Here is a 22025-nt window from a genome sequence, read left to right on the forward strand (position 1 = left end):
CGCGATTAACAAAAACCATTATGGCACTAAGCAAGAACCGGATTAAATACATTCACTCGCTCGAACAGAAGAAATATCGGAAAGCCGAAGGAGTTTTCCTGGCCGAAGGCCCCAAACTGATAAATGATTTACTGGGAAAATTCGCCTGCCCGCTGCTTGTGGCGACTGCCGAATGGCTGTCCGCGCATCCCCATCCGGATTCGGAAGAAATCATAGAGGCCACGGAAGAAGAATTGGCCCGAGCTAGCCTGCTGTGCGCCCCCCAGCAAGTCCTCGCCGTTTTCCGCCACCCCCAGGAAGCCGCAGATTTCGCAGCCCCTACCCGTTCATTATGCCTGGCGTTGGATGGCGTACAGGACCCCGGCAATTTGGGAACCATCATCCGACTGGCCGATTGGTTTGGGATAGAGCATGTTTTTTGTTCACCGGACACAGTGGATGTCTACAATCCCAAAGTCATACAATCTACGATGGGGGCCATTGCTCGCGTGGCAGTTCATTACACTTCTTTATCCACGCTCATAAACAGATTGCCAGCAGAGACCCCGGTTTATGGAACCTTTCTCAACGGGCAAAACATTTATAAGCAAAAGCTGTCAAAGCATGGATTGATAATCATGGGAAATGAGGGAAACGGCATCAAGGTGGACATTGAGAAGCTCGTTACATACAAACTTCATATTCCGAACTATCCGTCAGGCCGTGAAGCATCAGAATCACTTAATGTGGCCATAGCTACAGCAATCGCTTGCGCCGAGTTCCGGAGACAGGCATCATCTTTGTAAAGTCAAAAGGATAATAATGCCATATCTCCAGCCCATACTCCGGCGTCATCTCCAACTTGATAACGCCGGGAAGCCACTCCACATTTTCCACTTCCTCCGTAAAAGGAAAAATGCGGGCCAGTCTCCCACCCTCTATCTCTACGCCATACATCTTCAAATATCCGCTTGAAGAAGTATAAAGATAATGAGCCACATAACGATGCTTGGTCGAAATCATTGGCGAACAGGCTGTCTCAAAGGTCTTATCGGACTTTTCTTTAACGTCGGCTTCGTTTTTCCAAGTACAGGCGTAGCAGGCCGCTCTATCTTCTCTATCGTATCTGTCGCCAGGCTGTCTTTAGCATGATAACGCATCAAAGAAACTTTGTCAATCAACAACGTCTGGTTACCAGATAATTGACGAGGATAATATACAAAGCCATATATCTTCTCGATTCTTCCCAATGTATCAGCCCAAAGGCTTATGGACTCTTCTCCTGAATGTTGTATTCTACGGACAGTATTTACGATACTGTCTTTCTCATAATATACCTGCATGGCCATTACAGGTTGATACAGTGAATCTTTCGTAGCCTTTCCTCCAAGAAAATGGAATCGCATATTCCATCGTAAAGTATCTCTGTTCTGGAAATTAATATCAGAAGGAAGATTAAATGCCATTTTATTATCGAATGGCATACCTGTTAATTGATATACTTCTTGCCATGCCCATACGTTAATACTATCTCCCGCTTTAGATTCCTTTGGTTTATTATCATGTATGGCTATCAAATTATCAATATTCTCTTTCTCTGCTTTCAACCGTTTATTAATCTTTTCATAAATATCTCTTAAAACCTCAGGATTATGTGCAAGCCAAGCCATAGATGTATCAAACTCGGCTTCCGTGATAGCATGTTTTTTGAATACAGAGTTTATATAAAGCGCCCGCTTATAATTTTCATTATACGGAAGCTGTTCTCCCATAACTTTTGCTATATGATAATCATACAACACAGCTTCCATCTGCGCATCAGATAATATTGTATCAGGACGCTTTACTTTGCATGAAGTGAGGCAAAGAACTCCGATGAAAATCATCCCCCCCAATTGGATATACTTCTTTATCTTTATCATTTTTTCTTTACAATCAAATGATAAGCCTCACTAAATGACTTATTGTAGAATAAGAATAATGCAATGACTCCACAACTTATAGCAGCATCAGCAAAGTTGAATATGGGACTGAAAAAAATGAAATGTTCTCCTCCAATAAAAGGCATCCATTGAGGCCAATAAGTATCTATGATAGGAAAATAGAACATATCTACTACTTTTCCATAAAATAAAGGAGCATATCCTCCGCTTTCCGGTAAAAATGAAGCTATTTGAGAAGGGGTACTTTCATTAAACAACACCCCATAAAAAAGACTGTCGATAATATTCCCCAATGCTCCACTCAAAATTAAAGATACACATAGGATAAATCCCATCTTTAATTGATATTTAATACACTTGTACAAAAAATATCCAATAATGCTGACAGCTACTAATCGGAAGATTGTAAGGAACAGTTTTCCAAATATTTCCATGCCAAATGCCATACCTACATTTTCTGTAAAGAAAATATAAAACCAATCTGTTACACGAATACTTTCATGCCAATACATATGAGTTTTAATCCAGACCTTTATAATTTGGTCTATAAGCAAAACTCCTAAAATAACTAAGGTGGCTATTCGTCCTTTTGTAAGAAACCTGTTCATCGTCAATCCTATGCTCTCGTCATAAATACGAGCTACAAACTTACGTTTGCAGCTCGTTGCTCTAATATTATATTTTTTATTTTTTCCCATTATTCTTGGCTTCAATGCTCAATGTTGCATGAGGCACTGCTCGAAGACGTTCAGCAGGAATCAGTTTACCTGTTTCACGACAAATGCCATACGTTTTATTCTCAATTCGCACCAATGCGGCTTGTAATCCTTGTATAAATTTCAATTGCCGCTGAGCTAGACGTGTAGTTTCCTCTTTAGAAAGTGTGTTTGCTCCTTCTTCCAACACTTTATAAGTCGGAGAGGTATCATCTGTATCATTGCCATCTGCACCTGTTAAACTAGCTTTTAGCATATCATAATCACGCTGCGCCAATGCTAATTTATCTAAGATAATAGCGCGAAATTCTTCTAACTCGGCATCCGAGTATCTTGTTTTTTCAGCCATAACGTAATGTGTTTAAATGTGGTATTAAAAAACTTATTCTTTAGCTACACATATCTGAAGAGAAAAATCATCAAAATTTAATTCAACCCCGTTTTTCACTTCATCAGTCAGTGCAAGCTCCGTTCCTAAAACTTGGTTGCAAATATAGTCTTTATATTCGGTTACTGCATCATCTGTTTGGGGATTTTTAGATAATGTGATACTTATTTTATCAGTTATTTCGAATCCACTAGACTTACGCAAATTTTGAATACGGTTGACTAGCTCACGTGCAATACCTTCACGACGAAGCTCATCAGTTAGAGTAACTTCCAAAGCTACAGTCAAACGTCCTTCATTAGCTACTAACCAACCTGGGATATCTTCACTATAAATGTCTACATCTGATGCATCAATCGTTGCAATTGTTCCATCTGGTAGAACAAAAGAATAACTTGTTTTCATCTCCAATTCAGCAATAGCTTCTTGACTCATATTGTTCACTAAAGAGGCTATCGTTTTCATTTGTTTACCGAATTTAGGCCCTAGCTTTTTAAAATCACATTTTACTTTCTTGATCAATACACCAGCAGTGCCATCCACGAACTTTATTTCTTTCACATTCACTTCATTCATAATGAGAGATTTCACAGCTTCAATGTGAATTTGCTGTTCTTCGTCCACTATTGGTATCATGATACATTGCAGCGGTTGACGCACTTTTATATTTACCTTGCGGCGTAAAGCTAGTACCATAGAAGTGATATCTTGAGCTACCTGCATTCGTTCTTCCAAGTCCAAGTTAATTAAATTTTCATTACTAACTGGGAATTTGGCCAAATGTACAGATGTTACGTTATCACGTTCTGTCACTTTTACTAAATCTAAATAAAGCATGTCCGCATAAAAAGGAGCAATCGGTGCCATTAGTTTTGATACAGTTTCTAGACATGTATAAAGAGTTTGATAAGCCGAGAGTTTGTCTTCGGTCATACCTCCTCCCCAAAAGCGTTTACGGTTCAAACGAACGTACCAATTAGAAAGGTTATCATTAACAAAATCTGAAATAAGACGACCTGCACGCGTTGGTTCATACTCATTGTAACAAGCATCTACCTCTTTTACCAGAGAATTAAGTAAGGAAAGTATCCATTGATCAATTTCTGGACGTTCATTCATTGGCACATCAGATTCACTATAATCAAAATGGTCGACGTTTGCATAAAGAGCAAAAAATGAATAAGTATTATACAATGTGCCGAAGAATTTGCGCCGAACCTCTTCTACTCCCTCTATATCAAATTTTAGATTATCCCATGGCGACGAATTGGTAATCATATACCAACGCAAAGGGTCTGAACCATATTTTTCAATAGTGGCAAAAGGATCAACAGCATTTCCTAAGCGTTTAGACATTTTATTACCGTTTTTATCGAGCACTAAACCATTGGAGATAACAGCCTTATAAGCGACAGAATCGAAGACCATTGTTGCAATAGCATGAAGCGTAAAAAACCATCCACGAGTTTGATCTACTCCTTCAGCTATGAAGTCTGCAGGATAAACTTGACGATTATCTAATGCTTCTTTATTTTCAAACGGATAATGAATTTGTGCATAGGGCATAGAACCAGAGTCAAACCAAACGTCTATCAAATCTGATTCACGTTTCATTGGCTTACCACCTTCCGACACTAAAACAATATTATCCACGTAAGGGCGATGTAAATCTATTTTACCATAATTATCTTTAGTATAAACACCTGGTATAAAACCTAGTTTTTGATAAGGATTCTCAGACATGAATCCTATAGCTACAGATTTTTCTATCTCATTAAATAATTCTTCTATTGAACCAATACATTTTTCTTCATTACCATCTTCTGTTCGCCAAATAGGTAACGGAGTTCCCCAATAACGAGAACGGCTTAAATTCCAATCATTCAAGTTTTCTAGCCATTTACCAAAACGCCCCGTTCCTGTTGATTCTGGTTTCCAATTAATGGTTTTATTTAATTCTATCATACGTTCTTTACATGCTGTACTACGAATAAACCAACTATCTAAAGGATAATAGAGTATAGGTTTATCAGTTCGCCAGCAATGGGGATAGTTATGTACATGTTTTTCGATTTTGAAAGCTTGATTAGCAACCTTTAGCATCATACAAAGATCTAGATCCAGTGACTCGGCTGTTTGTGCTGCTTTCTCGTCATATTTCCCATCAATAGTAAAACGTGGATCATATGCATTCTTTACCCATCGCCCTTGATATTCTTTGTACAGATCTACGTTAATGCAAGCCTGAACAAAAGTTGGATCTAATTCATCAAGTAAATAGAATTTTCCAGTTAAATCAACCATGGGACGTGTTTCCCCGCGTTTATTTATCAAGAAAAGTGAAGGAATGCCTGCTTGGCGTGCAACAAAAGCATCGTCAGCGCCAAAGGTTGGAGCGATGTGTACTATGCCAGTACCCTCTTCTGTTGTTACATAATCACCTGAAATGACACGAAAAGCATTAGATTCAGCTTCTTTCCATTGACCATTATTATCTATTTCGATCGGTTTTACCCAAGGTATGAGTTGTTCATAATGCATTCCCACAAGATCGGTTCCTTTATAGTTACCCACAATTTGGAATGGTATAAGTTTGTCCCCATATTTATAGTCTGTTAGAGATATACTCTCAGCCTTTTTATTGAAATGAGTATAGAGTAAATCTTTAGCTAGAACAACGGTAATTTTTTCACCCGTATATCCATTATAGGTACGAACAGAAACATAATCAAATTTAGGTCCAACACAAAGAGCTGTATTAGAAGGCAAAGTCCAAGGGGTCGTAGTCCATGCAATAAAATATGGTTTTCCCCATTCTGTCATTTCAGGTTTAGGATCTTTAATTTTAAAAAGAGCTACAAGAGTCAGATCTTTCACATCACGGTAACAACCAGGTTGATTCAATTCATGTGAACTAAGTCCCGTACCTGCGGCTGGCGAATAAGGCTGAATGGTATATCCTTTATAAAGAAGCCCCTTATTATAAAACTGTTTAAGAAGCCACCATAAAGTTTCAATATAGCGATTGTCATATGTAATATAAGGGTTCTTCATATCCACCCAATAACCCATTTTATGAGTCAGGTCTTCCCACTCTTTAGTAAATTTCATCACTTCTTTACGACAAGCTACATTATAATCAGCTACGGAAATTGTTTTGCCGATATCTTCTTTTGTAATGCCCAAGGCCTTTTCTACACCCAATTCGACAGGTAAACCGTGCGTATCCCACCCTGCTTTACGCTTCACCTGAAAACCTTTCATCACTTTATAACGACAAAAAGTATCTTTGATGGTACGAGCTAATACATGGTGAATGCCAGGCATACCGTTGGCAGAAGGAGGCCCTTCGAAAAAGACAAAAGAAGGACATCCTTCTCGCTCTGTCATACTTTTGGCGAAGACTTGATCTTCATCCCATTTTTTCAATATTTCTTTGTTGATTTCCGAAAGATCAAACTTCCGGTATTCGGCAAACTTCTTACCCATCATTATATATCTTTAATTATTATCACGTTATGTGTTCAAGGGCGCAAAAATACAAAAAAGTTAGGAAAAACAGAGAAAGGTTATTTAAAATAATAGTAATGAAACTCAAGCTTGAGCAAAAATGTAAATGCGAGCAATAGTTTTTAAAGCAAAAAAGCAAGAAACTTTCCCAAGCTCCCTGCTTTTAATTTGCCTTAACTCAAAAACTTTAAAAAAGTGTGATTCCGCTGCGATTCGAACGCAGGACCCACGCCTTAGAAGGGCGTTGCTCTATCCAGCTGAGCTACGGAACCAACCTTATGCTATCCATTTAGATATCGCGTGCAAAGGTACGTTTTTCTTTATGAATATACAAACTATTATAACGAAAAATTATATGGCAATATTATTCACATTTTTCCCTTCTTGCCAAGCTTTAATGTTGGAAACAGCTATTTCCATCAAACGTTGACGAGCATTAATACTGGCCCAAGCAATATGTGGAGTTATAAAACAATGGCGCGCATGGAGCAAAGGATTATCTGTGTGGGGAGGTTCTGAGGATAAAACATCTAATCCAGCTGCGTAGATTCTTCCTTCGTTTAATGCATTGGCCAAAGCCTGTTCGTCTACCAATGCCCCTCGAGCGGTATTAATTAGGATTGCTGTCGATTTCATTAATGCCAGGCGTTGAGCATTAACTATATTATGAGTTTCATTGGTCAAAGGACAATGCAAACTGATCACATCGCATTCTGTAAAAAGCTGATCCAATGAATTTGCTTTATGAATCTCTGGAGGAAGCTGAAGAGACGATTTAGAAGTCCAGGCTTCAACTTGCATGCCAAAACCTAAAGCAATACGAGCTGTTTGATAACCAATATTCCCTAATCCAATGATGCCTATTTTTTTTCCGCTTAACTCAATAAGAGGTGCATCCCAAAAACAAAAATCTTTGCTACACGTCCACCGGCCTTGACGTACAGCTTCTGCATGATGTTGTACTTGCAAAGCAATGTTCAACAAATGTGCAAAAACCATTTGTGCAACAGAACCAGTACTGTATGCAGGAATATTTGTTACAACAATACCATGCCGGTTCGCTGCTTTAATATCTATTATGTTATATCCTGTCGCTAAAACGCCTATGTAACGTAGTGTAGGCAATGAATCGATATCTGTAGCACTAAGAGTTGTTTTATTCGTTAAAAGCACTTCAGCACCTTTTGCACGTTCTAGTAACTCGCTAGGAGAGGTGCGGTCGTAAATAATACATTCTCCTAGCGCTTTGAGATTATCCCAGCAAAGGTCACCCGGATTGGCGGCATAACCGTCTAATACCACAATTTTCATATTTTCTGTTGTTACTATATTGATATTGATTAATATGTATAGAGCATTTACTTAGAATAAAAAATGAAGGCTACTTTCATCATTCTTTCCCCCAAAGTTGTTCCATTCGTTCTTTGTGGCGCATTTCTGCTGAATTTTCTTGAGGGTGCCAGATATGGTAATTTTTCAAATCGTCGGGCATAAACTGCTGACGAACGAAATGTCCAGGATAATTATGGGCATATTTATAGCCATCAGAATATCCTAATTGTTTCATCAATTTAGTTGGTGAGTTGCGTAAATGTAGAGGAACTGGCAAATTTCCTGTTTGTTTTACCAAAGCCAGGGCATCATTGATTGCCATGTAAGCAGAATTGCTTTTAGGGCTGGTTGCCAAATATATGGTACATTCTGCTAATGGAATACGCCCTTCGGGCCATCCTATTTTCATAACAGTATCAAAAGTAGCATTAGCCAACAACAGCGCATTGGGATTGGCAAGCCCTATGTCTTCAGCAGCACTGATAACCAATCTTCTAGCAATGAATGTAGGATCCTCTCCCCCTTCTACCATACGGGCTAGCCAATATATAGCAGCATCTGGATCAGAACCTCGAATACTTTTAATGAAAGCAGAAATGATATCGTAGTGCATCTCTCCATTTTTGTCATAAGCTAATGGATTTTGTTGAAGACAGTCTATGACAAGAGAATCATCAATGACTACAGGATCATGTTCTGTTGCTTCTATCACTAATTCAAGTATATTAAGTAGTTTACGAGCGTCTCCTCCACTATAACGTAACAAGGCATTTGTTTCCTTCAGTTCAATTTTTCTTTCTTTTAATATGAAATCGGTAGTAATAGCACGATGAAGCAAGGTTAACAAATCATCTTTTTCTAAAGGCCTGAGCACATAGAGTTGACATCGAGAAAGCAATGGCCTGATGATCTCAAATGAAGGATTTTCTGTTGTTGCTCCTATCAACGTAACGATTCCTTGTTCCACAGCACCTAATAAAGAATCTTGTTGAGATTTGGAGAAACGATGAATTTCGTCAATGAAAAGAATAGGACTGGTAGCAGAAAAAAAATGATTACTCTTGGCACGCTCTATGATGTCACGTACATCTTTTACTCCACTAGTTACCGCACTCAATGTATAGAAAGGGGTTTCCAACTTATGCGCAATAATTTGTGCTAATGTAGTCTTTCCAACTCCAGGAGGCCCCCAAAGAATGAAAGACGAAATATGCCCGGAATCTATCATACGACGTAATACAGCACCTTGTCCTACAAGATGTTTTTGCCCAATATATTCATCCAATGTATTGGGGCGAAGTCTTTCTGCTAAAGGTTGCATAATTTCAAAATAGAGTTAACACCATGAATCGTATTCCCCATTTGGTTGTCCCGGGTATATTCGTATATGTCAATCTTCTAACATATTCTATATGGAGCAATTTGAAAATGTTATAGATGCCTACACTTGCTTCAATATAAGGCGTTCTTCCCATGACATAGCTTGTCGGTTGGCCATCACGCATAGGGAAAAGAAATATCTCTGGATCTTGATTTTTATATGGATTGTTTTTATCGGTTAGCGTACCCCATAATGTTCGTATCCTGAACATTTCTCTCCATTTCAATTTTCTGATGAGCGGAATGCGATTAAAAAGTTTTCCATTTAAATCATAGCTTAAAGCCAATGATGCATATCTATCATTCATAAACTCCATATTATTAATAAGATTGAACGATTCATTGTTTTGAGTAATATAAGAAAGATTGGCCATCGGCAAATTTAGCAAAGGAAAAGGAGCTTTGTTCCACTGTGCACCTGCACGGGCGGTTACATCAAGTTTTCCCCATGACCCGAACCAAAACCTTTTTCTCATACTCAATTCCGTTAAGTTGAAATTATAATCTCCACCTAATATTCCTTTGAAACCAGTTGTGTGCGATAATGAAAAAACAGGAGCATCAAGCGATACTGGGATGCGTCTCTGCTTGGTATTAACGAAAGTTTCTCCTGGAGCATACCTTAACGTTACTCCTAACTCTGTTGTCGTTATATCATGTACTTTAGTGTTTTTCTCATCCAATACTCCAGCAACACTTCCATTATTCTTCCAATATGCCAAATTTCCCCCGGGTTGATCATTGCGATGCCGCATGAGAGCCTGCATAGAAAATCCAGTTTGTGATTCTAGTTCATAAGTTAATGTTGCATCACGGATATACGACATCTGATCCACTGTTGCCCATTTCCACCCAACAAACATATTATCTTTGTCCGTAACTAAATATTTATCCATTGGGCTCATTACATCATATGTGTATTTGAAAGCGATGTAGTGTTTAGGAAATTCCCATAATACATATTCTCGTTTATTGAAAGAGTAAGCGGCTTGAGCAGAATAAAACCATTTTTTGTCTTTCGTTCCATAAGCTCCGTAACCACTAAAACTCCAATGAGGATGCAAATTACCGGTTGTCATAGCACTTACACGAAAACGGGTTCCATTCAGATAATTGCTGGTTATCATTGTATTGATTGGTCCAATATCTACTTTGCTGGGATGTTTTTTGCCACCAGTTTCTACAAAATTCTCTATTAATGCTTTTGCTGCAAAGATGATATACTTAAAACCGGGAATCTGTTCTATACGATTCATAAAAACATCCATCGAACTTTCTTTTGCAGTCAAAGGCACTTGACGAATTTGGGCCCAATATTCATCTGGGCGTGATAACATATTAGCTTCTTTTATTACATCTCCTTTTAATCGAAAAAGACGAGGTTCAATAGGATCAAACTTATATTCTGTATATTTGGTTGTGCGTTGAACCTCGAGACCTTGTATACCTTTTGTAATACCCAATTCCACAATCATATCATCATCTGCTAATACCCAGCTTTTGTCAGGAAGTTGTTCAAACTCTTGAACAATATTCATTGATTCCACCCAATTGACTCCTGTATTTTTCGGTAGATTCATAGTACAGCGTTTTACAGCATACGTTGAATCTTTCAATACATACAGATGACCAGTGAAACCAAAATCTTGTGAGTTCTGAGGCACAAATGTCAAATGAATACATTCACTACCATCTACCATTATCGTATCTTCCAGATAATATTTATAAAAAGCAATAGCTCCACGACCAATAGGGCTAGTAAAATAGCGTTGTAGCAAACGAATGTTGTCGTCATAAATATTGATGTCCGAAAAAACATCATTTAAGACAGTTCCAAGCATATCACCTGTATTGAAGAATTCTTCTACACCCGTCGAATTCATACCTTCTATAATCGTTTTCTTACTTTGAGGTGTTTTACGATAAATAGTACGACTGGCCGTTTCTTTGATGGAAAGAGGTAGAATCAGTTTACCAGACAGAGCAGATTCTTCAACTTGATCTTTAAAGAAAGCGAACTTCTTGTATACTCCTTTTTCTAATTTATCCGGAGTGATGTCATTGAGAGACATCTTCATTTTTTCATATTTCTGGTATTGATAGAAATCTTTTTCTTCTAATTTCAGATTCTTTTTATGTGCAATAACTTTACGCATAAAATCAACAGCCGGATTGTTTTTACGCGAATAATGTTCGCGTTTAGGCTTGACCACTAATTCTGACAGCACAATGTTATCCGGGCATAATTGTATATCCATATTACTCTCTCCAGGCTGTACTTTTACTATTTTTGTTTTATAGCCCATATAGGAAAAGATTATTTCATCAAACCCCTGCCTGATAGTCAAGCGATATTCGCCTTCTTCATTTGAACGTGTACCAAAAGTCGAACCTTTGTATTGCACGTTGACAAACATCAGCGGTTCATGAGTAAGCGAATCGGTGATGACTCCCCGAATTTGGGCTATTGCATCCTGTGGAATGAATGTTAGCAGCAAAAAAAGAACGTAATATATGTGTAGTTGCTTCATATCTTTCACTTTCAGGGCACAAAAATAGCAAATAGATGTACTTCTTGAAGCAAATATACTCTAAAGAAAAACAGGAATCTTTAAGAGTTTACTATCAAAGAGTATATTTACGGCATTGAGAGAAATATGTGTAACAGCTATTTCAACAAGGTTTGTACAATTCGTTCTGCAGCGCGTCCATCCCAACGTTCAGGTAATGTTGCGTGTTTCCACTCACCTTGCATTAATTTGTCAAGCGCTGCAGATAAAGCAAAAGTATTCTCTCCTACAAGTTCGTTGGTGCCGATGCGCCATGTTTCTGGATGTTCGGCATAAGTGTTAAGAGTGATGCAGGGGACGTCAAGGAAGGTAGCTTCTTCGGCGATATTACCTGAATCGGTCACGATGCCTTTAGCTTGGTTAATAAGGAAACCGAAATGAAGGTAGCTTTGTGGGGGGAGCAAATGAAGAGTAGGTACAGCCAACCCCAATGATGCTACAATCTGCTCTGCATAGGGATGCAAGGGAGCGACAATGGGCAAATTCCCTACTTTGTTGACAAGGGTTTGCAAAAGAGATTGTAATACAACTCGTTTCTCCAGCAAATCATGCCGGTTAAGAGTGAGAAGAATGTAGTTGCCTTTACGAAGACCAAGGGTGTCAAACCACAAAGGCTGCAATAAACGATTACGATTGTAGCGGATAGTATCTATGAGTATATTACCAACATAGTGTATGTAATCTGGTATCATACCTTCTTGATTCAGGTTCCGGTTAGCTATCATTCCTGCAGTAAAGAGATAGTCGGAAATAGCATCGACAATCGTACGATTTACTTCACGGGGCATGTTCATGTCGAACGAACGCGTACCAGCAATCACATGGGCCACTTTCAAACCTCTTTTTTTAGCCACGATGGCACAACTCATGGTGGCAGTCATGTCGTCGACCACCAATATAGTGTCAGCCGGATGATTATCTAATTCCTTTTCAAAAGCCAGCATAATGGCTGCAGCTACTTGAGAATGGTCATGTCCAGAAACGCCCAGGTAACCGTTCGGAACGGGCATGGCTAGGTCGCTGAACAAGGACGGTTCTAATGCTACGTCATCTTGCGGACCTGTATAGATGACACGATAAGAAATGTCTTTCCCTGCTTTTCGCGCAGAGTCAATGGCCCGGCAAATGGGAGCTATTTTCATGAAATTAGGGCGGGCTCCTGAGATGATAGTTACTTTCATCGGTGTAGTTATAAATAAATGACGGTGCAAATATACGTTTTTACATGAAAATTTCGTTTCTTTGCCTGAATTTTTAAAGAAAGATACGGTGCCTACATTTGTTCAAATACTCGATTTCATAGGAACCTTTGCATTTGCCGTCAGCGGCATACGGCTGGCTTCTGCTAAACGCTTCGACTGGTTTGGAGCTTATGTGTGTGGATTTGCAGTAGCGGTGGGGGGAGGAACCATCCGCGATTTGCTACTGGACGTAACTCCTGCATGGATGACAGACCCGATTTATCTGTTTTGCACGGCTTTGGCCTTGGTATGGGTGATTGTCTTCGGAAAACATATTGTACACATGAACAACACGCTTTTTACATTCGATGCTATTGGTTTGGCACTATTCACTGTAGTAGGATGCGGCAAAGCTTTGGCTCTGGGTTATCCATTCTGGGTGGCTATTATCATGGGCAGTATCACGGGAGCGGCAGGTGGTGTTATCCGCGATGTGCTTATTAATGAAACACCGCTTATTTTTCGCAAAGAGATTTATGCTATGGCTTGTGTCGTAGGAGGGACAGTTTATTGGATTTGTTGGGAGTTGGGTGCCGAATCTTTTATTTGCCAACTGGCGGGTGGCATCACGGTTTTTCTGGTCCGCGTGCTGGCTGTGCGTTATAATATTTGCCTTCCTATCCTTTCCGGGAATGAAAATGAATAATTCCTTTTACGGACTTGATATCTACATAAAAATCCCCGCAAGTAGTTTGAAACTGCTTGCGGGGATAATCGTTTTTCTTAGAAGAGTGTGTCTTCTGTGTTGAACAGTTTACGGCTGTTCAAGCGAACAACCTTGCCATACTGTCCAAGCCGATCGAGGTCAATCATTTTCGGATTGCCAATGATGCCTATGGCGTAAGGCTTGCCTTGCACGTTTTGTTCATAGAACTTGGCAATATCGTCAAATGTCAGGGCGTCGATTTTCGGCAAGTTTTCCTTGGCTGGGTCGCCTTCGTAGCCCATACGTTGGAAAATGCGTAAGTATTGAGCTTTGTCGCGGAAGTCGGGATGACTGCTCAAAGCTTCTTGGCGCAGGTAGCTTTTAATGTTGCCGATGCGTTCTGTATTGCGGGGCATGTTATTTACCAAGCCCATGAATACGTCAATGGCATCGTTTGCCTTGTCGTTTTGGGTTCCGATATGTCCGTACATGTATGTCGGATTACCGGGTAAGGAGGGGGTTATCACTTGTGCACCTGCATAGTAGGCCATCGAACGTTTCTCACGGATTTCGTTCATCACCAGTCCTCCGAATCCTCCGGAGAAGTATTGGTTGAAGGCATCGCGCTGCACGTCGTCTTTCTTGTCATAAGCGCCCATGGGCATGAAGAAGAAGATTTGTGCTTGTTCGGCATCGTCGTTAGGCAGGAAGTAGACGGTGTTTTCTGTCACGGAAACCAATGACTTGTCTTGGGGCGAAGTCGTGGGACGTTCGTTGGCTACGAGTGGCAGGTTCTGGCTCAGTACGTTATAAGCTGTTTCGAAGGGCAGGGTTCCGCAATAGAAGATTTCTGCCTCGTAGTTGGCAGCACGGTTGATGTCGCCTGTCAGTTCGGATATTTGGAGCTCCAGCATCTGTTTGTCTGTCAGTTCGTCGATGTAGGAGGATTTTTCCCCGTAACGGATGTATTGCGACAGGGCGTCGGCCAGTGTGTTGACGTTTTCTTTGCGTTGTTGGCGCGAACCGAGCACGGAACCTTTGATGCGGCTTAGTTGTTTGTCGTCCAATTGTGGCATGAGAATCTGCCGTGACAGCAGTTGGCAGGCTTGGGGAAGTGTCTCTTCGTAGCCGCGCATCATGATGTACAGGTAGTCGTCGCTGGCCCATACCTGGCAAGTGGCGTTCAGTTTGCTCAGTTCTTCTTTCAGTTGCTGCGGTTCGTAGGCTCCCATCACGCCGGCGTTGTTCATGAGTTCGGCGGCGATGCCCAATTTGGGGAACTCGCGTTCGCCGGCGCCGTAGCGCAGGGTGAGGCTGAAGACGTTGTTCTCGGTATTGGGCGTGTAGTAGAGTTTGGAGCGGTCGTTAAGTGGTTTGACTTGCACGTCGCTAAAGTCGATGAACTTTTCTTCTACCTGTCCGATGGGCATGTTTTTGAATTGCATGGCGTAGAGCGATTGTTTGCCTACGGGTGGCTCGATGGGTTTGTAGCCGGGCTTCTGAATTTTCTCGGCTTTCTTGGTTTTGCCTTGTTCGATGTAGAGGGCCAGGTAGTTGTCGTTCAGGTATTGCTTGACGACGCGTTTGATGTCGTCGGTGGTGACGGCCATGACTTCGTCTTTGTAGTTGAGGACGCGTGCCAGGTCTTTTTCGTTGATGAAGGCGTCCATCAGGAGGTTTCCTTTAAAGGTATTAGACTCCATCTGTACGTCGAAGTCGCGGCACATGTTCATTTTGATGGCTTCGATTTGCCAGTCGGCAAACTGTCCGTCGGCTATTTGCCTGATGGCTTTCAGGGCTTTTTTCTCGGTGCTTTTGTTGGATTCGAAGCGGCGTTGGTTTTCATCGTACAGGGGTACGCACTGGACGAGGTTGCGGCCTTGTTCGCGCATGGTCAGGGGCATGGCGGCGCAGTCGGTCAGTTCGCCGTCGAGGGCCAGTTTGTCCAGGGTGCCGGTGTGGCTGCTGTTGCTCAGCAGGGACATGGCTATTTCGAGGGGAATTTCGTCGGGATGTCCGGCGGGTACACCTTTATATATTAGGCAGACGCTGGGATAGTAGCCGACTTTGGCGGTGTGTTGGGTGCGTCCCTGTATGTTGAGGTCGGGCCATGTCTTGCGTTCCGGCAGGGGGCGGTTGGGCAGGCGTCCGAAGGTTCCGGCGATGTTTCGGGCTATCTGCTGTGCGTTGACGTTGCCCACGAGGATGAGTACCATGTTTTCGGGGACGTACCATTGGTTGTAGAAGTCGATGAGCCGGCTCAGGTGCGGGTTTTTCAGGTGTTCGGGCAGGCCGATGACGTCGCGTGCGTAGGGATGTCCCTCAAAGGCTTTGGAGAAGAGGAAGTTGCGTTGCTGGCTGCCGGGGTCGTCCTGGTACATGTTGTATTCTTCGTACACGTTCTCGAGTTCGGACTGGAAGGTGCGGAAGACGGGGTTGATGAATCGTTGGGAGGAGATTTCCAGCCACTTGTTTATCTGGTAGGCAGGGAAGGAGTTGTGGTAGTAGGTCTGGTCGTAGCCGGTGGCGGCGTTGAGGTTTTTGCCTCCGATGCTTTCCATGAGGTCGGAGAACTCGTTGGAGACGCTCAGCTTGCCTTCTTCGACGCTCAGTTCGTTGATTTCGCGGTTGATGGCTTCCTTCCGTGCCGGGTCGTCGGTGGCGGCCCGCTCGTCGTATTTGGCGATGATTTGCTCGTACAGGGGTTTCTCCTTGGCCCAATCCAGGGCGCCTATCTGGTCGGTGCCTTTGAACATGACGTGTTCCAGGTAGTGGGCAAGTCCGGTGTATTCGGCGGGTTCGTTGACGGAGCCGGCGCGGACGGCCACGATGCCGTAGACGTCTGATTTCGTGTTGTCTTCCCATATATATACGGAAAGACCGTTCTTCAGCTTGAAGGCTTTCAGCCCTTGTCCCCACGCGGGCGCGGCGGCCAGCAGGAGTGTCAGCAGAAGAAGTGCTTGGTGTTTGATTGACTTCATGATTGCTTGATTTGATTTTAAGTGAATAATGTGTTTTTCGTTATCTGTCAGCAAAGCTATGAAAAAATCACATATGTTCTACGATTTTTTCGTAAAAAAAGATGCGGGCTGTCCGTAAGGTGTGGTGGGGTGATGTCGGCGGCTGTTTGTCTGTATCACACGTGTTATCTGTCTGTATCACGCGTGTTACCCGTCTGCATCACGCGTGTTACCTGTCTGCATCACGCGTGTTACCCGTCTGTATCACGCGTGTTACTTGTCTGCATCACGCGTGTTACCGATTTGCATCACGCATGAAGCCCATCTGACATCACGCGTGAAAGGGTCTTGACATCACGCCTATTAACAATATAAAACACGCGTGATGTCGGATGCCTTTCACGCGTGATGTCAGACGCCCTCCCGCCGTGCTTCCGGAAGGGGTCTGGAGGCAGGTGTCTGCGGACTGCGGCCGGCTGCCCCCGGGGAGGCTATAATATGATATTAAACATATCTTCTGCCCTTGTTTTTTCGGAGGGGAAGATGACAATATGTCAACGAAAAAGGCTACATTTGCAATCGTTCAAGTTAACCGACATTGTAGAAACACTGTAATTGAAGAACTGACATGAAAAAAGAAATCAAATTCAGCCTTGTCTACCGAGACATGTGGCAATCTTCCGGCAAATACCAGCCGCGAGTAGACCAATTGGTACGCGTCGCCCCGCTCATCATCGACATGGGTTGCTTCGCACGCGTCGAGACCAACGGCGGCGCCTTCGAGCAAGTGAACCTGCTGTATGGCGAGAACCCCAACCGGGCCGTACGCGCCTTCACCCGACCCTTCCACGAAGCAGGCATACAGACACACATGCTGGACCGCGGCCTGAACGCCCTGCGCATGTACCCCGTACCCGCCGACGTGCGCCGCCTCATGTACCGCGTCAAGCACGCCCAAGGCGTTGACATCACCCGCATCTTCTGCGGCCTGAACGAGACGCGCAACATCATCCCCTCCATCAAGTACGCCCTCGAGGCAGGCATGATACCCCAGGCCACGCTCTGCATCACCTACTCCCCCGTCCACACCGTCGACTACTACGCCGGCATCGCCGACCAGCTCATCGCCGCCGGAGCCCCCGAAATCTGCCTGAAAGACATGGCCGGCATCGGACGACCCGCCATGCTGGGACGCCTCGTCAAGCGCATCAAGGAGAAACACCCCGACGTCCTCATCCAATACCACGGCCACAGCGGCCCCGGCCTCTCCATGGCCTCCATCCTCGAAGTCTGCGAAAACGGCGCCGACATCATCGACGTAGCCATGGAACCCATGTCCTGGGGTAAGGTTCACCCCGACGTCATCTCCGTACAGGCCATGCTGCGCGATGCCGGCTTCCAAGTGCCCTACATCAACATGAAAGCCTACATGGAGACACGCAGCATGACGCAAAGCTTCATCGACGACTTCCTGGGATACTTCATGGACCCCACCAACAAACACATGTCCTCCCTGCTGCTCAAATGCGGACTGCCCGGCGGCATGATGGGCTCCATGATGGCCGACCTCAAAGGCGTGCACGCCGGCATCAACATGCTGCTCAAGGGGCAAGGCAAACCCGAACTCAGCCTGGACGACCTGCTCGTCATGCTCTTCGACGAAGTAGAATACGTATGGCCCAAACTCGGCTATCCCCCACTCGTCACCCCCTTCAGCCAATACGTCAAGAACGTGGCCCTCATGAACCTCATGCAACTCGTCAAAGGTGAACAACGCTGGACCATGATTGACAACCACACCTGGGACATGATACTCGGCAAGAGTGGACGACTGCCCGGTCCCCTGGCCCCCGAAATCATCGAACTGGCCCACCAGAAAGGCTACGAATTTACCGACGCCGACCCGCAGCAAAACTACCCCGATGCCCTCGACCAATACCGCAAGGAAATGGCCGACAACGGCTGGGACTGCGGCCCCGACGACGAAGAACTCTTCGAACTGGCCATGCACGACCGCCAGTACCGCGACTACAAGTCCGGCATAGCCAAAAAGCGTTTCGAAGAAGAACTCATGCGCGCCAAAGACGCCTCCCTGGCCAAAGGCGGCCTCTCCGAAGACGCCATACGCAAGCTCAAACGCGCCAAAGCCGACCCCATCATCGCCCCCTCCAAAGGACAAGTCCTGTGGGAAGTATCCGTCGAAGGCCCCTCGTCCGCACCCTTCATCGGGCGCAAATACCAGCACGACGAAGTCTTCTGCTACCTCTCCACCCCCTGGGGCGAATACGAGAAAGTCATGACCGGATTCACCGGACGCGTCGTCGAAGTCTGCGCCAAACAAGGCGACATCGTCAACAAAGGCGACGTCATAGCCTACGTCGAGCGCACCGACATCTTCGCCTGACGCCGGCCAAGAATCTTTTCATTTTTCCGGGTCAAAACTTGCATACTTCCAACTTTTGACCCAACTTTGCGCCGAAATAGCAAGACAAAGCGTTTTGTAATCCTCATCGGAGGGCAGAAGAAATGCCGGATAAGATGACTGGGTAAAACCAATCTTCTTATCCGGCTTTTTTCATGTGTGCCGGCACAACAAGACAAACTTTGCAAGCTCATTTCACATTCTATCAACGAAACCCTTAAAGCAAAAAGAACAATGAAAAGAGATGCAATCGACTTAGGAACCATCAACGTGTTTACACTGTTCAAGAAGTATTTCATCCCCACCCTCATGGGCATGCTCAGCATGTCGGCCGTCACAGCCGTAGACGGCATCTACGTAGGCCACGGCATCGGCAGCGACGGCATCGCCGCCATCAACATCTGCATCCCCCTGCTGATGCTTTTCACCGGCGTAGGACTGATGATGGGCGTAGGCTCGTCCGTCGTGGCCTCCATACAATTGTCGAAAGGAAAGACGAAAGCCGCCCGTATCCATGTCACACAAGCACTGCTGTCAGTGACGCTAATAGCCATTGTCCCCTCCACACTGATGTACATCTGGCCCTCAGACACCGCCCGTCTGCTCGGCGCTTCCCCGTCACTGACTCCCCTGGTGCGCGAATATTTACTCTGGTTCATACCTTCCCTACTGTTCCAGATGTGGTGTTCCATCTGCCTGTTCGTCATTCGTCTGGACGGTAATCCCCGCCTGGCCATGCAGTGCAACGTCGCTGCCGCTCTCATTTCCGTCATCTTAGGTTGGCTGTTCATTTTCCCGCTGAAGTGGGGATTAATGGGGGCGGCCCTGGCAGCTACCATCGGTTTGCTTGCAGGCAGCATCATAGGGATTGCCTACCTATCTGGCTTCGCCACCAGATTGCGCCTCTACCGACTGAAGTGGAGCATGAAAAGCCTGCGCCTCTCGCTACGAAACATCAGTTACCAATGCCGCATCGGCTCTTCCGCACTGCTGACCGAAGCAACACTGGCCATGCTGATGTTCATGGGCAATCATGTGTTTATGAAATACTTAGGAGACGACGGCGTAGGTGCCTTCGGCATCGCCTGCTATTACATACCTTTTGTATTCATGGTTGGCAATGCCATAGCCCAATCGGCCCAGCCTATTATCAGCTATAACTTTGGATTGGGATACCGGACAAGGGTATCTGCGACAGAACGGATAGCCCTATACACGGCAGTCGTTTGTGGCATCATGGTAACAATGATTTTCGCCTACTTTCCCCATCTATTAGTGGGGCTGTTCATTCGTCCGGACAGCCCGGCTGCCCGTCTGGCTATCGAAGGATACCCATACTTCGCAGCAGCCTTCGTCTTCTTTATCATCAATTTGACTGTAATAGGCTATTACCAAAGCATAGAACGGGTAAAGTCTGCCACTCTTATTGCCTTGTTACGCGGATTCATTCTGTTGATACCCAGCTTTTTGTTTCTTCCCAAAGCCATGGGGATTCATGGCATCTGGCTGGCTCTTTGCCTATCCGAACTCTTAACGACCGTAATTATTGCACTCAATTACGGCATAGAACGGATACGCATCACCAATCATAGAAACAGTTAAGTCTATCTGATAAAATTTGTGACCAATCCTTTCCTTCATGAGCTTTTACCATCACCCGGACAGGCAAGGATTGGTCTTCCTGTCAAAACGCTTCTGTCATGTTAAAATAAAACAGAGTCTGATTATTCACCGTATTCTTACCCAAATCCAAACGTACATTCATACGAGGTTGCACCTCGATACGCAAGCCGACACCGTAATTGGGCAGCACCCCTTCCACCTTAGTGGCCGTAGGCCCCATAAAGCCACAGCCGGCCCATGCCACGAATCCTAAATGCTGAATGATGCGTTTTAACCAAGTGTCTTCGTCTGTATTAAACATCTGGCGATACTCTGCCAATACTACATGCGAAGATTTATCACGATATTGCCCCATGTAGTAGCCTCGCAAGTCAAAAGGTGTACCCGTCAAAGAATATTGTGTCAAAGGTATATCCTTGCCAAAGACATTTTTACTTTGAGCAGTCCAAGCTATGACTTTACGTTCGCCTATTTGCTTATATTGACGGTAATCTAACTCTAACCGATAAAAGTTTTTATCGCTCCCAAATATTTTGTGATACATCATGCCTCGAAAATCCAAGTACATTCCCCGATAAGCATTGGATGGTACATCACGACTATCATAAGTCAGCAAAAAGCCCAATCCGGAATTAAAGTTCTTATATCCATGTGCATCCCCACCAGCATCTGTGTAAGATTCTTCCATCGCCAGATACTTTCCCGGATTAGTGAAATGATCATAATTGATATCAATCTGAGGACCTGCAAATAAATTGGTATTGCCCAGGCGGAACAAAAACCAGGGATTAATTTGTACGCCGCTATACCGGTATTGACTGGTCGTATCGCTTCGCACATAATTTTTATTGGTAGAATAGCCTACTCCATAATAATTTTCTTGAGTATTCTTATAGCTGAATTTGCCAAAGATGCGAAAACGGTCGTTCTTAAAGAACAACTGCGGTTTCATAAACAAGTTAATGCCTCCATCGAATATAAAAGCAATGGTCATAGGGAGTACAGAACGTTTTAAGGTACTGTCCGAAGGCTGAATACTAAAAGTCATCAAAGCACTGCCTCCTACTAACAAACCGAAATCGGGAGAATAGCTAGGCCCCCCTAATATATTATAATGGAAATTGCGTTTAGCTACACGTTGCCGACGTAATTCTTTCTGAGAGAAAACGGAATCGTGCGATGTCAATGAATCATTTTTTGTCTCTTGAGCTTGTAAAGCGCTCACTGTTATCAAGGATAATAAAATAGTAATCAATACAGATTTCTTCATGCGATATGTAAATGAATTGCAAAGGAAACTCTTTTTCGTGAAATA

15 protein-coding genes and 1 tRNA gene are annotated in these 22025 nt (G+C 43.7%); 4 read left to right on the top strand and 12 right to left on the bottom strand.

Annotation, left to right across the window (positions count from 1 at the left end; translation table 11 throughout):
* The first annotated feature begins 20 nt into the window (after window positions 1-20).
* Entirely contained in the window at window positions 21-785 is a 765-nt protein-coding gene (locus M3090_RS09895) for an RNA methyltransferase (protein WP_249055774.1), read from the top strand.
* Here M3090_RS09895 and M3090_RS09900 read toward each other — a convergent pair.
* The 10 genes from M3090_RS09900 to M3090_RS09945 form a co-directional block, all read right to left on the bottom strand.
* Window positions 736-1002, bottom strand: coding sequence for a hypothetical protein (locus M3090_RS09900; RefSeq protein WP_249055776.1), 267 nt, complete (start codon window positions 1000-1002; stop codon window positions 736-738). The genes M3090_RS09895 and M3090_RS09900 overlap by 50 nt on opposite strands.
* Complete coding sequence (locus tag M3090_RS09905) at window positions 999-1901, bottom strand: DUF4296 domain-containing protein (protein WP_249055778.1); 903 nt, start codon at window positions 1899-1901, stop codon at window positions 999-1001. Before M3090_RS09905 ends, M3090_RS09900 begins: the two co-directional genes overlap by 4 nt.
* Window positions 1898-2530: a lipoprotein signal peptidase gene (locus M3090_RS09910; protein ID WP_249055836.1), complete on the bottom strand. Its 633-nt coding sequence runs from the start codon at window positions 2528-2530 to the stop codon at window positions 1898-1900. Before M3090_RS09910 ends, M3090_RS09905 begins: the two co-directional genes overlap by 4 nt.
* Window positions 2531-2606: 76 nt before the next feature.
* Complete coding sequence (locus tag M3090_RS09915; RefSeq protein ID WP_249055780.1) at window positions 2607-2987, bottom strand: TraR/DksA family transcriptional regulator; 381 nt, start codon at window positions 2985-2987, stop codon at window positions 2607-2609.
* Window positions 2988-3020: 33 nt separating this feature from the next.
* Window positions 3021-6515 (bottom strand): isoleucine--tRNA ligase, encoded by a 3495-nt coding sequence (gene ileS / locus M3090_RS09920; protein ID WP_249055839.1) that lies wholly within the window; start codon window positions 6513-6515, stop codon window positions 3021-3023.
* Window positions 6516-6734: 219 nt separating this feature from the next.
* Window positions 6735-6808, bottom strand: a tRNA-Arg gene (locus M3090_RS09925).
* A 79-nt stretch (window positions 6809-6887) separates the two neighbouring features.
* Window positions 6888-7847, bottom strand: a complete 960-nt coding sequence (locus M3090_RS09930; protein WP_249055783.1) for a D-2-hydroxyacid dehydrogenase — start codon at window positions 7845-7847, stop codon at window positions 6888-6890.
* Window positions 7848-7926: 79 nt separating this feature from the next.
* On the bottom strand, window positions 7927-9189 hold the full coding sequence (locus tag M3090_RS09935; protein ID WP_249055786.1) for a replication-associated recombination protein A: 1263 nt from the start codon (window positions 9187-9189) through the stop codon (window positions 7927-7929).
* Between the two features lie 4 nt (window positions 9190-9193).
* Window positions 9194-11779, bottom strand: a complete 2586-nt coding sequence (locus M3090_RS09940) for a DUF5686 and carboxypeptidase-like regulatory domain-containing protein (protein ID WP_249055788.1) — start codon at window positions 11777-11779, stop codon at window positions 9194-9196.
* Between the two features lie 137 nt (window positions 11780-11916).
* Window positions 11917-12999 (bottom strand): UDP-N-acetyl glucosamine 2-epimerase, encoded by a 1083-nt coding sequence (locus tag M3090_RS09945; protein ID WP_249055790.1) that lies wholly within the window; start codon window positions 12997-12999, stop codon window positions 11917-11919.
* A gap of 88 nt (window positions 13000-13087) precedes the next feature.
* On the opposite strand from M3090_RS09945, the gene M3090_RS09950 reads away from it, so the two are divergent.
* Window positions 13088-13705 (top strand): trimeric intracellular cation channel family protein, encoded by a 618-nt coding sequence (locus tag M3090_RS09950; RefSeq protein ID WP_249055792.1) that lies wholly within the window; start codon window positions 13088-13090, stop codon window positions 13703-13705.
* Window positions 13706-13782: 77 nt separating this feature from the next.
* On the opposite strand, the gene M3090_RS09955 is transcribed toward M3090_RS09950, so the two are convergent.
* Window positions 13783-16686 (bottom strand): M16 family metallopeptidase, encoded by a 2904-nt coding sequence (locus tag M3090_RS09955; protein WP_249055795.1) that lies wholly within the window; start codon window positions 16684-16686, stop codon window positions 13783-13785.
* Window positions 16687-17293: 607 nt separating this feature from the next.
* On the opposite strand from M3090_RS09955, the gene M3090_RS09960 reads away from it, so the two are divergent.
* Complete coding sequence (locus tag M3090_RS09960; protein WP_249055796.1) at window positions 17294-19069, top strand: biotin/lipoyl-binding protein; 1776 nt, start codon at window positions 17294-17296, stop codon at window positions 19067-19069.
* A 252-nt stretch (window positions 19070-19321) separates the two neighbouring features.
* Window positions 19322-20689 (top strand): MATE family efflux transporter, encoded by a 1368-nt coding sequence (locus M3090_RS09965; RefSeq protein WP_249055799.1) that lies wholly within the window; start codon window positions 19322-19324, stop codon window positions 20687-20689.
* A gap of 82 nt (window positions 20690-20771) precedes the next feature.
* Here the strand turns inward: M3090_RS09965 and M3090_RS09970 are convergent, their stop codons facing one another.
* Window positions 20772-21980, bottom strand: a complete 1209-nt coding sequence (locus tag M3090_RS09970) for a BamA/TamA family outer membrane protein (RefSeq protein WP_249055801.1) — start codon at window positions 21978-21980, stop codon at window positions 20772-20774.
* Between the last annotated feature and the right edge of the window lie 45 nt (window positions 21981-22025).

It is taken from the genome of Bacteroides sp. ET71, assembly GCF_023336905.1.
Taxonomy (GTDB): Bacteria; Bacteroidota; Bacteroidia; order Bacteroidales; family Bacteroidaceae; genus Bacteroides.